Source organism: Pelotalea chapellei (genome assembly GCF_018531195.1).
Taxonomy (GTDB): Bacteria; Desulfobacterota; Desulfuromonadia; order Geobacterales; family Pseudopelobacteraceae; genus Pelotalea; species Pelotalea chapellei.
The window spans coordinates 74,217-87,574 of sequence record NZ_JAHDYS010000001.1 but is presented as its reverse complement, the minus strand read 5'-3'; the positions used below and the strand labels follow the sequence as shown (position 1 = coordinate 87,574).

18 protein-coding genes are annotated in these 13,358 nt (G+C 53.1%); 9 read left to right on the top strand and 9 right to left on the bottom strand.

What is annotated here, in order from left to right:
- The first annotated feature begins 39 nt into the window (after positions 1 to 39).
- On the top strand, positions 40 to 264 hold the full coding sequence (locus KJB30_RS00400) for a MoaD/ThiS family protein (RefSeq protein WP_214295952.1): 225 nt from the start codon (positions 40 to 42) through the stop codon (positions 262 to 264).
- A gap of 1 nt (position 265) precedes the next feature.
- The gene (locus KJB30_RS00395) at positions 266 to 1,126 is read left to right on the top strand and encodes a HesA/MoeB/ThiF family protein (RefSeq protein ID WP_214295951.1); all 861 of its coding nucleotides are present in this window, start codon (positions 266 to 268) and stop codon (positions 1,124 to 1,126) included.
- A 137-nt stretch (positions 1,127 to 1,263) separates the two neighbouring features.
- Here the strand turns inward: KJB30_RS00395 and KJB30_RS00390 are convergent, their stop codons facing one another.
- From KJB30_RS00390 to KJB30_RS00360, 7 genes are all read right to left on the bottom strand, one after another.
- The gene (locus KJB30_RS00390; RefSeq protein ID WP_214295950.1) at positions 1,264 to 2,040 is read right to left on the bottom strand and encodes an alpha/beta fold hydrolase; all 777 of its coding nucleotides are present in this window, start codon (positions 2,038 to 2,040) and stop codon (positions 1,264 to 1,266) included.
- 13 nt (positions 2,041 to 2,053) lie between these two features.
- Positions 2,054 to 2,566, bottom strand: coding sequence for a glutaredoxin domain-containing protein (locus KJB30_RS00385; protein WP_214295949.1), 513 nt, complete (start codon positions 2,564 to 2,566; stop codon positions 2,054 to 2,056).
- Positions 2,567 to 2,690: 124 nt separating this feature from the next.
- Positions 2,691 to 3,380 carry an aspartate/glutamate racemase family protein gene (locus tag KJB30_RS00380; RefSeq protein WP_214295948.1) on the bottom strand — a complete coding sequence of 230 codons (690 nt, stop codon included), beginning with the start codon at positions 3,378 to 3,380 and terminating at the stop codon, positions 2,691 to 2,693.
- A gap of 16 nt (positions 3,381 to 3,396) precedes the next feature.
- Complete coding sequence (locus KJB30_RS00375) at positions 3,397 to 3,732, bottom strand: zinc ribbon domain-containing protein YjdM (protein WP_214295947.1); 336 nt, start codon at positions 3,730 to 3,732, stop codon at positions 3,397 to 3,399.
- A gap of 153 nt (positions 3,733 to 3,885) precedes the next feature.
- Complete coding sequence (locus KJB30_RS00370) at positions 3,886 to 4,263, bottom strand: type II toxin-antitoxin system VapC family toxin (protein ID WP_214295946.1); 378 nt, start codon at positions 4,261 to 4,263, stop codon at positions 3,886 to 3,888.
- On the bottom strand, positions 4,244 to 4,483 hold the full coding sequence (locus tag KJB30_RS00365) for a type II toxin-antitoxin system CcdA family antitoxin (protein ID WP_214295945.1): 240 nt from the start codon (positions 4,481 to 4,483) through the stop codon (positions 4,244 to 4,246). Before KJB30_RS00365 ends, KJB30_RS00370 begins: the two co-directional genes overlap by 20 nt.
- A gap of 170 nt (positions 4,484 to 4,653) precedes the next feature.
- Entirely contained in the window at positions 4,654 to 5,100 is a 447-nt protein-coding gene (locus KJB30_RS00360; protein WP_214295944.1) for a helix-turn-helix domain-containing protein, read from the bottom strand.
- A 222-nt stretch (positions 5,101 to 5,322) separates the two neighbouring features.
- Between KJB30_RS00360 and KJB30_RS00355 the strand changes: the two genes are divergently transcribed.
- From KJB30_RS00355 to KJB30_RS00325, 7 genes are all read left to right on the top strand, one after another.
- Complete coding sequence (locus KJB30_RS00355; RefSeq protein WP_214295943.1) at positions 5,323 to 5,772, top strand: response regulator; 450 nt, start codon at positions 5,323 to 5,325, stop codon at positions 5,770 to 5,772.
- Between the two features lie 213 nt (positions 5,773 to 5,985).
- Positions 5,986 to 6,468: a hypothetical protein gene (locus KJB30_RS00350; RefSeq protein ID WP_214295942.1), complete on the top strand. Its 483-nt coding sequence runs from the start codon at positions 5,986 to 5,988 to the stop codon at positions 6,466 to 6,468.
- Between the two features lie 245 nt (positions 6,469 to 6,713).
- Positions 6,714 to 7,532, top strand: coding sequence for an AAA family ATPase (locus tag KJB30_RS00345; RefSeq protein WP_214296232.1), 819 nt, complete (start codon positions 6,714 to 6,716; stop codon positions 7,530 to 7,532).
- 2 nt (positions 7,533 to 7,534) lie between these two features.
- A complete protein-coding gene (locus KJB30_RS00340) occupies positions 7,535 to 9,508 on the top strand; it encodes a hypothetical protein (protein WP_214295941.1) in 1,974 nt (657 codons plus the stop codon).
- Positions 9,509 to 9,548: 40 nt separating this feature from the next.
- The gene (locus tag KJB30_RS00335; RefSeq protein ID WP_214295940.1) at positions 9,549 to 10,307 is read left to right on the top strand and encodes an NRDE family protein; all 759 of its coding nucleotides are present in this window, start codon (positions 9,549 to 9,551) and stop codon (positions 10,305 to 10,307) included.
- 58 nt (positions 10,308 to 10,365) lie between these two features.
- Positions 10,366 to 11,652 carry a putative DNA modification/repair radical SAM protein gene (locus KJB30_RS00330; RefSeq protein ID WP_214295939.1) on the top strand — a complete coding sequence of 429 codons (1,287 nt, stop codon included), beginning with the start codon at positions 10,366 to 10,368 and terminating at the stop codon, positions 11,650 to 11,652.
- Between the two features lie 81 nt (positions 11,653 to 11,733).
- A complete protein-coding gene (locus KJB30_RS00325) occupies positions 11,734 to 12,756 on the top strand; it encodes a hypothetical protein (RefSeq protein ID WP_214295938.1) in 1,023 nt (340 codons plus the stop codon).
- A gap of 42 nt (positions 12,757 to 12,798) precedes the next feature.
- On the opposite strand, the gene KJB30_RS00320 is transcribed toward KJB30_RS00325, so the two are convergent.
- Together KJB30_RS00320 and KJB30_RS00315 are read right to left on the bottom strand one after the other, a co-directional pair.
- Positions 12,799 to 13,068 (bottom strand): Txe/YoeB family addiction module toxin, encoded by a 270-nt coding sequence (locus KJB30_RS00320; RefSeq protein WP_214295937.1) that lies wholly within the window; start codon positions 13,066 to 13,068, stop codon positions 12,799 to 12,801.
- Positions 13,058 to 13,336, bottom strand: coding sequence for a type II toxin-antitoxin system Phd/YefM family antitoxin (locus KJB30_RS00315; RefSeq protein WP_246545398.1), 279 nt, complete (start codon positions 13,334 to 13,336; stop codon positions 13,058 to 13,060). Before KJB30_RS00315 ends, KJB30_RS00320 begins: the two co-directional genes overlap by 11 nt.
- Positions 13,337 to 13,358 lie beyond the last annotated feature (22 nt).

Sequence of the window (13,358 nt, the reverse complement as noted above, 5' to 3'; positions counted from 1 at the left end):
TGAAGTCGAGGAGGGGGATGCAGTGCTTTTGGAGCACTTATGCAGATCACCCTCAAGCTCTTTGCCACATTCAGAACAGCCCGGTTCAAAATCGCTCCCCAGGAAGTTCCTGCCGGCACGAAGTGCCTTGCCATTGTAATCAACCTGGGGCTGACTGAAGATGAAGTGGGAGTTGTGCTGGTCAACGGCCGCCACGCAACACTCGATCATATTCTGCATGACAATGACACCCTGTCACTCTTTCCGCTGGTTGGTGGGGGGTGACATGAACGCTCTGCTGCGTTTTCTTCAGAAACAGCTTGTCGAGGGAATGCTCCCCTGGTCTGCCCAGGTGGCGGCAGCCCAGCGGTTCGGCTGCACCCTTGCGGCAGTAGAAGAACTGGCCCTTGAACACGGAATATTTCCTGCGCGCTATCAGCGCAACTGCACCACCATCACCATTGCAGATCAACTGCTGCTGTTCCAAAGTCGAATCATCGTGATCGGCTGCGGCGGACTTGGCGGTTACATCATGGAAGGACTTGCCCGACTTGGGGTGGGGAACATAGTCGCCGTTGATCCGGATATTTTTGAAGAGCATAACCTGAACCGCCAGTTGCTGGCCACTCCCGCCACTCTGGGTAAACCGAAGGTACTTGCTGCGTTGGCGCGGGTGAATGAGATCAATCCAGCTGTGACTGTCACTCCGGTCATGGATGCGTTCTGCACTGCCAATGGCCGCGAATTGCTCACAGGGGTAACAGTGGCAGTCGATGCGCTTGACAGCATTTCATACCGCCTGGAGCTTGCGGACTCCTGTGCCGGGATGGGAATTCCGATGATACATGGGGCAATCGGTGGCTGGTACGGTCACGTTGTCACCCAATTACCCGGCGAGACCACGGTACAGGATATCTACCGCAACTGGAAAAACGGAAAAGGCATTGAAAAGGAGCTGGGAAACCCAGCCTTTACCCCGGCAGTGGTTGCAAGTCTGCAAGTAGCGGAGGCCTGCAAGGTTGTACTTGGCAAGGGAGAATTACTTCGGCGACGCAAGCTGAATATCGATCTGCTGGATATGGAGTTCGACGAGGTGAATTTTGGTCCGGTGGAAGATATGGATGAGGGCCTACATCTGGCGGCATGAGGAAAGGCTTGTAGTTTGCAGTTTATTTAATCGAGCCCGCTAATCCCAGTTAGCGGGCTTTTATTATTTCCAACATCGGTCATGGTTTTTACCTGTTTTTTTTCTGCAGGTCGTGAGCCTTGTTGAACATTTTCAAATTACTGTACTAGCCGAATAAACCTGCAGATATGCTTGACCGCTTCGCAGGTGGAAGTCTGAAGGATGAGATGAGGGGAGCTGAAATGGACTACCTCGGCGTCCGGTCGGATGTGGTTAAAAACTTCCCGGCATCGTCGGGCCACAATCCGGTCACTGTCGGCAATCATGACGAGGAGCGGCACGTGGCATTCGGCAAGTGCCGCGGTGCAATCCTCGTCCATCACTGCCCTGGCACGAGCCGCCAGAACATCGGGTTTCAGGCGGTCCAGTGCCCCGGAAAACAATGACCTGAGTTCTTGTGTCGCATTCCTGCCGAGCAATACTTGTAGGAAGAGGGGATGGGACTTTAAGCGGAACAATCCAAGAGAAACTGCTGCTCTTGCTATACAGGCGGGGATGGAAAGAGGCCAGGTGACAAAAGTGGCACAGAGAATAACGCCACGCAGGCCGTTGGGATGTCGTGCCGCTGCCATGAGCGCCAATGGGCCGGAAAAAGATTCACCCAATACTACGAAGGGCTGATCAACTGGCAGCGCTGCCATGACGAGTTCCAGATGTCCCTTGTAATCAAGCGGTTTGTCCGTTGGATAGGAAACGACAATGGGTTTCACCCAATCCGGCAGTGCCTTCAGTAAAGGAACAAACAGGCTGCCGGTTCCATCCATGCCGGGTAAAAGCACCAGTGTCATCTGCCCTGGTCCACTCAAGTAATCCTCTTCAAGGCGAGCCCGAGTGTCATAACGAGCATGATCAGAGAAGTTGTTAAAATTGCTCATCCCTTTCTTGTGCTTACCTGGTGTTGTTCAGGTAATACTCGAGGGTTTCCGATGAGAAGCCAGACATCTTGTTTGGGCCGATGATGATCAACGGTACACCGCGGCCACCGAGCTCTTTGTGCCTTTTATTTGCGGCACTGTCCTTCTCGATATCATAGGCCACATAAGAAATGCCGTTGTTTTTCATGTATCTCTGGGCCTGTTTGCAGTAGCCGCACCATTCCGTGACATATATTTCAACAGTACCGCTGAAGCGCTCTTTTTTTGCAGTCGTGGGTGGTTGTGCCGGCGCGTCCGCCATCTTAACGGTACGTGCTGCGGGCTCGGTTTGACGGGCAGGCGTCGGAGTGGAGTCGCTGTCATTGTAAATTTTGACTTTTGCGGCTTTCCGGGATTTTTTGGAGACTGGCGGGGGGGTGTCGGAGAAGGTTACCACGCCTTTCTCATCCACCCATTGGTACATTTCGGCAATGGCGGTTGAAAAAGTTAACAGCAAAATAGTGATGGTACATAGTGATCGAACCATTTTTCCTCCTTTAAAAGATCGAATTATTTTCCTTCTTCTTTAGAATACCGCGAATTCGTTACCCGGTATGCGGCTGAAAAATGACTCGTAATTGCCGTTTTGTAAATTAACCAGTTGTACTGTATCAATTTTTTATGTAGCTGACGATGCTATCGACATGGATAGCTGTTGTATTCAAAAAGGGGATATCAAAAGCGTTTTTGTTCAGAATTAACGGTAATTCGGTGCAGCCGAGGATCACGCCGTCGATGTTTTCCGACTGAATCATGCGCTCGATGATCATCATCAGCTCCTTTCTGGTCTCTTCGGTAAATATCCCCAGTTCTATTTCCGTCATCAGCTTTTCATGGATATAGTCCTGGTCTTCTGTGGGGGGGACGACAACTGTAATACCCTGATCGGAAAACTGGGGAGAGAAGAAATTGAATTGCATGGTGAATTTGGTGCCCAGCAGACCAAGCTTTCGAAGGCCCAGCTGCTGTGCTTTATCACGTGTCGCAGTGACAATGCTCAACAGGGGTATTGGCGATTTTGCCTGCACTTCCTCAAAAACAATATGAGGGGTATTGGCTGAAATGACGGCAAAATCGGCGCCGGCACGATGCAGTGCCTTGATCTTGGCTGACAGCAGATATACCAGGCGGCTCCATTCCTGTCTGGCGACCAGTTCCAGCACTTCTTCAAGACTGACACTATAGATGAAGATTTCCGGGGTAGCCAGACTCCCTTCTATCCGCATAGCAGCGATTATGCTCTTGTAGTAATCGACCGTTGATTCCGGACCAAGGCCGCCGATGATGCCGAGTTGTTTCATGGGGATTTCCTCTTCATTACGCCTTCTTGACGAACTCCGATTTCAACTGCATTGCGCCGATACCATCTATCTTGCAGTCGATGTCGTGGTCGCCCGATACGAGACGGATGTTTTTTACCTTGGTCCCGACTTTGACGGAAGTTGATGAGCCTTTGATCTTTAAATCTTTGATCACAGTAACGGAGTCGCCGTCATTGAGGACATTTCCAAAGGCGTCCCGCACGACAGTAGCGGTTTCGGTGTTGTCCGTTGCAGCGATAGGCCATTCGTTGGCGCATTCCGGGCAGACGTACATCTCTCCGTCTTCGTAGGTGTATGGCGAACTGCATTTGGGACACTTGGGTAAGTTCATGGTTAGCCTTTCTTTTTGACAGAGAATGAGGTGGGCCAAATTCCTTACGATATCAGTAAGAAGTTTGATGTGGTTGGGTTACTGGTTTCTATGATTTGTGTTTTTAATTAGGCTTCCGTCTCCCTCGGGTCACGGTGGAGGGTCAGGTCTAGGTTAGATAGAAAATAATAATCCCTTTTCCGGATAATGTTTCACGTTTCTGGTAGCTACCTTATACCCTTTAATAAGTGCTGTTGCTGCGATCAGGCAGTCAAGGGAAGTAAGCGTAATTCCTTTAGCGCGATACTTTCGATATAATTCTCCACCCTTAAATGCAATTTCTGGAGTGATTGGTTCAACACCGCAGGCTTCTATAAAATTATGTGTCACAACCTTCTCCGCATCACGCATACCAGCTGTTAACTCATACATAGTCAACACACTTATCATCGCCTGGCCATCGTTCCACAAACCACCCATCAGAGGTTGTGTGTAGGCAGCTCCCCGCAGAAAGTCAATGACTATATCAGTATCAATGAGAACGCCCGGCATAGTCGCGATCCCCCTCTTTTCTCAGGTCGTTCACAATGTCTACGCTTGTGTCTTCTCTACCTTTCCAGCTGCCAAAGGATTCCATCGCCTTCTGCACTTTTCGCTGGCGGATGTACTCCCGCAGAGCCTCAGTGATGAAGCTGCTTACGTTTTTAGACATTGTTTTCGCTTCTTGAAGGAGATCGTCGGGTAGGGTAATTGAAGTTTTTACGAGGTGCATATATCCTCCTTTGGTAGTACATAAATATACTACCAATCAGTATGTGTAATGTAAAGGAGAGTTTGTTTAATTATGGGAAGGGTAAGTTCTGGGTGTTCTAAGGACTGACGCTTCACAGCGATTCTCAGCTGCATTGTCGCTGATATATTCGTGTTTTCAGTCTAATTTACTTATTCGTCTCCCTCATATGGAGAGTCTTTCTCAGCAACCAGAGCGTGATCGTTTTCCTGGAAACGGTATGTGTCTTTCTTCCGGTTTTTTCTGTTCCTGTTGATCGCCTGGATGATTTCGGTCAAAAGCGGGATGTCATCCCGGTGAAGCTGATTCAATTCCTTGTTGAGCTGTGACATTTCCCGTACAGCAGCGAGATCGACAACCTTTTGAAATCTTGAATTAGTGGGATTTTCATTTTCGGCTGTAAAAAATGAGCTTAATGGCGCCGCAAGAGCTTCGGAAATCTTGATCAGGATCTTTAAAGAGGGGAGCTGCTCCTCCCGCTCGATCTTTCCGATATAGGTGTAGTCCAAGCCTCCGCTGACCATTGCGGCCAATTCCTTCTGGGTAAGCTTCTTCTCCATTCTCAGACGTTTCAGCGCCTTCCCAATTCCCAGCGTCACGATAAAGCCTCCAGATGTCGCATGTGTTCGACATGTGGGCGTTGGTATACCTTTAATTGAACTTCCTGTCAAATGTCATAAAATATGACTGACAGTCATTTATTGTTTGCAATTAATGTATATTTATCCTATTAAATATAAGAGTCAAGATTAAGTTAATGTTAAGCGGGTTTCCAGTTAACGTTTTTATTCCAATCTCGCGGAAGCCTCTGGAGATAACAAATGAAGCAATCTCAAGCTGAAGGAAATTCTGTTGGAACCATGGGCATCACTGAAGTTCTTATAGTCGATGATGACAGCGATTGCCTGCAGATTCTCAAGGCCTACCTGGCAGTGGAAGGTTACAGGGTCACCTGCGCTTCAGACGGTTTTGAAGCACTCACTGTCTTGAAAACGGGCTTCTTCAGTTTGATGTTGACCGATTACAACATGCCTGGCCTGAATGGTCTGGAACTTTGCGAAGAGGCAAGAAAGATTAAACCAGGATTAATTATGATCATGATGACTGGAGCTACATTGAATAGACTTCAGGCTGATGCTTTCAGGTTAGGAATCTCTTCACTCTTAGCCAAGCCGTTGGATTTCTCCGAACTATTGGGAGTCGTCCGAAAACTATCACCTATCACACCTGTTGATTCAACCTTGCCAATTGGGGCCACTCTTATTCGGTAGGCTGATCACAGAAGCTATCGGAAAACTGATTGTGAATCTCCATTTAATGGATCCTGTTGAAGTAATTTTAATTTATGGTAGTATTCCCAGGTTGAAATTTTGAGATGATTCTTCAGCAGATATTCAGTTCATTCCAGAAAAACAGCTTTAGCAGGTTGGTTGAAAAACTTCATGAAGATCCAGGGGCAAAAACCACATAAAAAGGAGTCAGTTATGAAAAAAATGCTTGCGGTACTGCTGGTAACAGTAATGTCCTTAGGGATTGCCTCGATGGTTTTTGCACAGACAGACGAACAAGCTGAAAAAGCGAACAAGGTAAGAAAAACGGTTAAATCAAAGGTCGGTGACGCAACCATGATGCCTGCTCCTGAGGTTCAGTTAAAGCGGCTAACCGAAGGACTCGAACTGACCGCCGAGCAGCAGAAGCAGATCCGGCCTCTGCTTGATGACGAATATGCAAAGCTGAAGGCGCTCCAGAGAAATGAAAACCTCACCCCCAAGCAGATCCAGAAAATCGTTGAGGAGCACAGAGCCGAAACAATTGCCAAAATGCAGGCTTTTATGAATCCGGAACAAAAAGAGAAGCTTGAAATTATCAGTAATGAGATCAAGGCCAATAAGCAGCAGCGGATGAGGGCAAACCGGAAAGCGCGTATTGGCACCAACGCTGAACCACCACCGCCGGTTTCAAAATAGGGCCTACCTACTGCATAAAACTCCCTCCCTTTCGGGGGAGGGAATATCTTCAATCAGATAAACTCCCGCCCCGACCATCCCTCCTCCTTTTTCGATCTAACCTTGTCTTGTTTCTGTCACGAACAATGTTCCTGATAAAAAAGTCGGCATTCCTCCACGATTCTCGGGGATTTTCTTTGGCGTTCTGTCTCCCATTATAATAATCTCTCAAGTATGGATGGAAGATTATGAATAGAGGTATACGCATGAATACGGTAACACTTGACGGCATCTCACTTTCCCTGGCCGGACCTGTTGAGCTTAACCTGAACTGGGTAGGTCAGGAGGAGCTGCTGCTGCAGCTACTAGCCGCCTGGATGGTCATAGACGAGCGGGACCTTCCCTTTAATCCCCGCTTGATCGGCAAGCCGGGGGTGGGAAAAACCACTCTGGCCTACGCTGCCGCCAAACGACTTGACCGGCCGGTGTATCTGTTCCAGGCCACCATGGACACCCGCCCCGAGGATCTGATCGTGACGCCGGTGATCGGCCCGGACGCAAAGATCCAGTACGCTGCTTCCTCGCTGGTGTCGGCCATGCTCACCGGCGGTGTGCTCATCCTTGACGAGGGTAATCGCATGAGCGAGAAGGCCTGGGCTTCCCTGGCTCCGCTCCTGGATGACCGCCGTTATGTTGAGTCAATCGTCACCGGCCTGCGCATCCCGGCCCACCGGGATTTCCGGATCGTGGTCACCATGAACGAAGATTCCTCGACCTTCGACATTCCTGAATACATCCATTCACGGCTGCAGCCCCAGATCTACATCGATTTCCCTGAAGCCGACGAGGAGCTGATCATCCTCAAGGAAAATCTGCCGTTTGCCGACAGTGCCATCCTCAAGTATGTGGTGGAGTTCCTGCAGCGCTCACATGCTGCAGATGAGCTTTATTCGGTGAGGGACGGCATCAATATTGCTCGCTATGCCCTCAAGATGTCGGCCGCAGGCGGTGTGCCCCCCAGGGAGCTGCTGAGGCTTTCGGTGCAGCGCATTCTGGGTAACGAAGCCTTGTCCTACCTGGTCTGATCATGACTCAGCATCTGTATCTTGAGCAATTCGGGCCGGTTCACGCCCTGCCGGTGCTGCATTACCGGATGGAGTTTGCCCAACTGGTGCGCATGGCCTTCCATCAGGTCAAGCCTGATGTCGTTGCCATCGAGCTGCCGGCGACCCTTGAAGCTCCCTTTCTGCGCGCGGTGCGCCGGCTGCCCCAGATTTCGGTAATCAGCTATCAGGCCGCAGAGAAGGGGGGCGGACAGAAACCGGCTGAAACAGTCTATCTGATTGTAGAGCCTGCCGATCCCCTGGCAGAGGCTGCTCGGCAGACGCTTGAGCATGAGATACCCCTGCATTTCATTGATGTGGACACGGATCATTATCCCCGCCATCAGGAACGGTTCCCCGACTCCTACAGCATCAGCCGTATCGGACTGAAAAATTATTACGAAGAATACCGCAGGAGCGCCGCTAGCGAGCTTCCCTGCCGGGAGGACCAGCGCCGGGAGCAGGGCATGGCCTACCGGCTGCAGCAACTGGCGGCTACCCGCAGGCGCATCCTGTTTGTCTGTGGCATGGCCCACCTGGAGCGGGTCAAGTCTGACTTTGACCGACAGTTGGCAGCTCCGCTGGAACGGATTCGGCGTGAGGGGGTCAATCTCTGGAACCTCCATCCCGATTCCTGCCGCGAGATTCTGGGGGAATTTCTTTTCCTCTCTGCAGTCTACGAGCAGCGCCGCGGTCCGCTGCCGGAGGAACCTGAAGAACACGGCGGCGGATTGCGCAAACGCTTTCATGTCCTTGAGCTGATCCAAGGGGGCAAGCAGGAGGGTACCGAGGAAACGCTGCTTGAAAATGCCATCCGCAGGAGTGCCCGGCATCTGGGGCGGGAAGGAACCTTTCCCGACCGCCAGCGCATCATCTACCAGTTGTTCAACGAGGCGTCCAGGCACTACCGACAGGAGACGGGCGAGCCGGTGCACATCTGGCAGAAACGAGCCTTCTTCCGGTTCTCCCGCAACTACGCATTTCAGGAAGGCATGTTGCTTCCGGACCTCTTTCAGCTTCTGGCTGCTGCACGCGGCTGCATTGATGACAATTTTGCCTATGCCTTCTGCCGGCTGGCCACCTGCTATCCCTGGCAGTCGGAAAGCAGCGATCTGGCCACCATCCGTATTTCTCCGGAGGAACTCTGGGGAGACAGCCGCCGCATACGTTTTCGTCCGCGCACCAAACGCAGCAAAGGGCTTTCCCGCATGGACATGCTCAAACGCAAGCGTGAGCAGCGTCCCGGCGAATGGCTGGAAGGTTTCGACGATCCCTCCATCTGCTCCTATCCTCCTGAAGACATCGCCATTGAAGATTACGGCCGCTTCCTCAAACGCAAGGGGAGCATGCAGCTCTCGGAGGAGCTGAGCCGCAGCGAGAAATTCAGCACGTCGCTGCTTGACGGGATCGACATGCGCGAAACCATGCGCAACCTTCATGAAGGTGCGATTTATGTCAGGGAGCAGCAGCGGGCCAAGGGGGGCGTGGGCTCGCTGGTGGTGGTCTTTGACGAGGACCGGCGCAAGGATCGTTTTCCCTATCGCATGACCTGGCTGGGGGAGCACGATCAGGAATCGGACATGGCCTTTTATGCCACCGATCCGGCGGAGAACATCGTCGGTCCCGGCATCTGCCGCTGCGAATATGGCGGTTTCCTGCTTTCCTATCCCCCCCGGCGCATGATGGATGTCTGGCAGGACCCGGATTACCGCATGGCAACAAGCGGGGCAGAAGTGCTGCTGATGGCCGCGCTGGATTATTCCATCGAGAAGTATGTGGTCTACGTGGCGGCGCGGCCCCCCCGCAGCATCTTCAAGCAGATGGCTTCCCGCTTGGATCGAAAAATCATCTACATTCCCCTCGGCTCGCTCTCCCCCCAAAAGCTCAAGCAGCTGCGGATCCTGCATATCCTCTCGGGCAAGGACAAGCGGGAGATCGCCAGGGATTATATCTGGTAGGGGCGACTGCCGGTCGTCCCTACATTTTCACGGGAGCCTTATGTGCCTGATAGCCTTTGCCATTGACAGCCATCCCCGCTATCCCCTGGTGCTGGTTGCCAACCGGGACGAGTTCCGCGACCGTCCCACGGAACCGGCCCACTTCTGGCCCGATGCCCCCCACGTGCTGGGCGGACGTGATGGTCGCGCGGGCGGCACCTGGTTGGGGGTGACGACTGGCGGTAAGCTGGCGGCGATCACCAATTACCGCGATGCCCGCTATCAGGTAGTCCATCCTCCTTCCCGTGGTCTGCTGGTGGCCGATTATCTGCGTGACGAGGCCATGACCCCTGCCGACCTCCAGGCCCACCTGATCAGGCATGGCGAGGAGTACGACGGGTTCAATCTCATCTACGGTACCTGCCGTGAACTGCATTATTTCACCAACCGGGGCGGTTCTTCAGGCCCGGTTTCACCGGGAGTGCATGCCCTTTCCAATCACCTGCTGGATACCAGCTGGCCAAAGGTTATTGCGGCACGAGCCCGCCTATCCAAGGTTGTGCGGCAGGCAGGGTTGGGCAGCGATGAGTTGTTAGGGCTCTTGGCCGATCCGGCTCCGTTCAACAGCCGCCTGCTCCCTGACACCGGCCTCGGGCCCGAACGTGAGCGGCTTCTCTCGCCGCTGTTCATTGAAGGAGAGCAGTACGGCACCCGCTCGACTACCGTAATCACTGTCGATTCTGATGGTAAGCTGACCTTTGTCGAACAGGGGCATGACGTGAATGATGCGCCTCGGCGAGATTTTAGCATTCAGGTTTGAGACCGGGACCTGACCCTGCAAGGTGTATTCTGTCGCACCACTATGGTATTTTATCCCCATGTTTTCACTCCCCCTTGAACAGCGCCTGGAAATCCTGGCCGACAGCGCCAAATACGATGTTTCCTGCTCATCCAGCGGCAGCAACCGTGCCGGGAAAGCCGGAATGCTCGGCAGCACTGCTGCCAGCGGCATCTGCCATACCTGGACTGCCGATGGCCGCTGCATTTCGTTGCTGAAGATCCTCCTCACTAATGCCTGTATTTACGATTGTGCCTACTGCCTTAATCGCCGCAGTAACGACATACCCAGGGCAGCTTTTACGCCGGATGAGGTTGTGGAGCTGACGGTGAACTTTTATCGCCGCAATTACATTGAGGGGCTGTTCCTCAGCACCGGTGTACTCCGTTCGGCCGACTACACCATGGAACAGGTGATCGCCGTGGTCCGCCGACTGCGAGAAGTGGAAGGTTTCAACGGTTACATACACCTCAAACTGGTGCCGGGCGCCGACCCGCTGCTGATCGCCCAGGCGGGACGCTACGCAGACCGGGTCAGCATCAATATCGAACTTCCCAGCCGCCAGAGTCTGGCACTGTTAGCGCCGGACAAGCCGCGGGAAGCGGTGATACGCCCCATGCAGCAGGTGAGCGGGCTGATCGTCGAATCAAAAGAAAACCGTAAAACTTCCCGGAAAGCACCCCGCTTTGCCCCAGCCGGCCAGAGTACCCAGTTGATCGTAGGGGCCACTCCGGAGAGCGACCGGGAGATTATCACGCTGACGGAAGGCCTTTATCAACGTCTGGAGTTGAAGCGTGTTTATTATTCAGCCTTTGTACCGGTATCCAGCGACAACCGCCTGCCGATGCTTCCCACACCGCCCCTACTGCGCGAACACCGCCTCTATCAGGCGGACTGGCTGCTGCGTTTCTACGGTTTTTCCGCACACGAGCTGCTGGACGAACATCGCCCCAACCTGGACATGCGCTTTGATCCCAAGAGCGACTGGGCCCTGCGGCATCTGGAACTGTTTCCGGTGGAGGTCAACCGGGCCGAGTATGAAGTTTTGCTGCGGGTGCCGGGAATCGGCATGCGTTCTGCCCAGCGCATTGTGCAGGCTCGGCGCGGCACCCGCCTTGGTGAGGTCGAGCTGAAAAAACTGGGAGTTGTACTGAAACGGGCCAGATATTTTCTGACAGTAGGCGGACGATATCTGGGGGGCATCAAACTGGACGGGCCGCGTCTGGTGGAGCGGCTGCTGGCACCGACCAGAAGGCCGGCACGACTGGATCAGTTGGAGCTGTTTGAATCGGTACCGGATGTGTCGTCGCTGACGGGGGAGTTGTGAAGATTTACTGCTAGGACGGAAGCAAGCGTGATAAAATGCAGGCATGCGTTCTTGCACGTCAATTGCGAATGGAGGACAAAAATGAAAAAAATACGTTATGTACTGATCGCATTGTCCCTGTTGCTGTGTTCAACGACTTCCGTATCAGCACAGGTAAGCATCGGAATCGGCCTACCCAACGTAAGTATTGGCATAAATCTGCCGTTATTCCCGGAACTCGTGCCTGTGCCTGGATACCCCGTTTATTATGCTCCCCGTATTGAGGCCAACTACTTCTTTTACGATGGCATGTACTGGATCTACCAGGACGATAACTGGTACGCAAGCTCCTGGTACAATGGTCCGTGGTGGATCGTGCAGCCCGAAGTCGTTCCGCTGTTCATCCTCCGCGTGCCGGTGCGTTATTATCGGCAGCCGCCCGTCTATTTCCGGGGATGGTACTCTGATGCGCCGCCTCGTTGGGGTAATCACTGGGGCCATGCATGGGAGCAGCGTCGAAGAGGATGGGATCAGTGGAAACGGAGCTCTGTTCCGGCGCGCGCTCCGCTGCCTGTCTACCAGAGGAAATATTCCGGAGACAGATACCCCCGATTGGAACAGCAGGATGCACTGCGCAGCCAGAGTTATCGTTACCAGCCGCGTGACAAGGTGGTCCGTCAACACTTCCGGCAGCAGGCAGAGCAGAGAAAGTCCGCCCCTTCTCGGATACGGGAGGAAACTCCTGCAAGCTCGTCCAGGAGGGATGTCCAGCAGTCCCCGGGAACATTCCAGCGGAAAGCACCGGAACCAGCCGTTCAACCAGCGCATCGGAGCGGAGAGGATGCCCGGAGGGCTCAACCGGCTCGACCCATACCCCGGCAGCGTGATCCGGAAGACCAGGGTCAGAGGCAGCGTCCTGAAGCTGTGCAGCGTGAGCAGCAGGGTCAGAGACAACGTCCGGAAGCTGTGCAGCGGGAGCAGAGAGTACCCAGAACTTACGACAGGAGTGAACAAAGGGAACCCGGAGCACATGACAGAGGAGAACAGCAGGATAGGAGGGAGTCCCAGGAGCGTGGTCACGGCCAGCGGGGTGGGCAGAGGAATGATGGAGAGCGTGGCCGCTGATTTAGCCGGTATTCTAAGCCTGAATATGAAGCTTGAGGCTGTTCAGTAATGGTATCGGGCCTGGAGAAAATCAATTCGATCGTCACGGACAAGATAGACGAGGCGGTGCTCCTGAGTTAGACGCCTGGACCATGCACCAGTTGATAGATATTTCAGTGGTTCAGGCTTGCCGATGCCGCTGAAAGGATCACTCATGATCGCTTCAACCAGGTCTAAGGCGCGTAATGCAATTTTTCGATCAGTCTGTACCCAAAACCGCAGGTCTTCGCGGAACTCAGGCTGAAAAACCGATTCCCGCTGTTTAGTCTTCAAGACCAGCCTCGGAACGAAGCGACTTCAGTGCTGATGCCTTCTCGCTCCCCTTTAATGCACGCTCCAATGCAGAAAGAAGCCTTTCGGCATTTTTAGGAGAACGCATAAGATGCACACTTTCTACCAGGCTCTGAAGTTCATCGGCGGCAATCATGGCTACATTGCTTCCATTGCGGCGGCGAATGACTACGATTTCACGGTTTTCAGTGACTTCGTCACAGAGTCCGGCAAAATTGGCTCTGGCGTTGGTATAGGTAGTTTGCAACATAATTGTGTACCTCCTTGACATG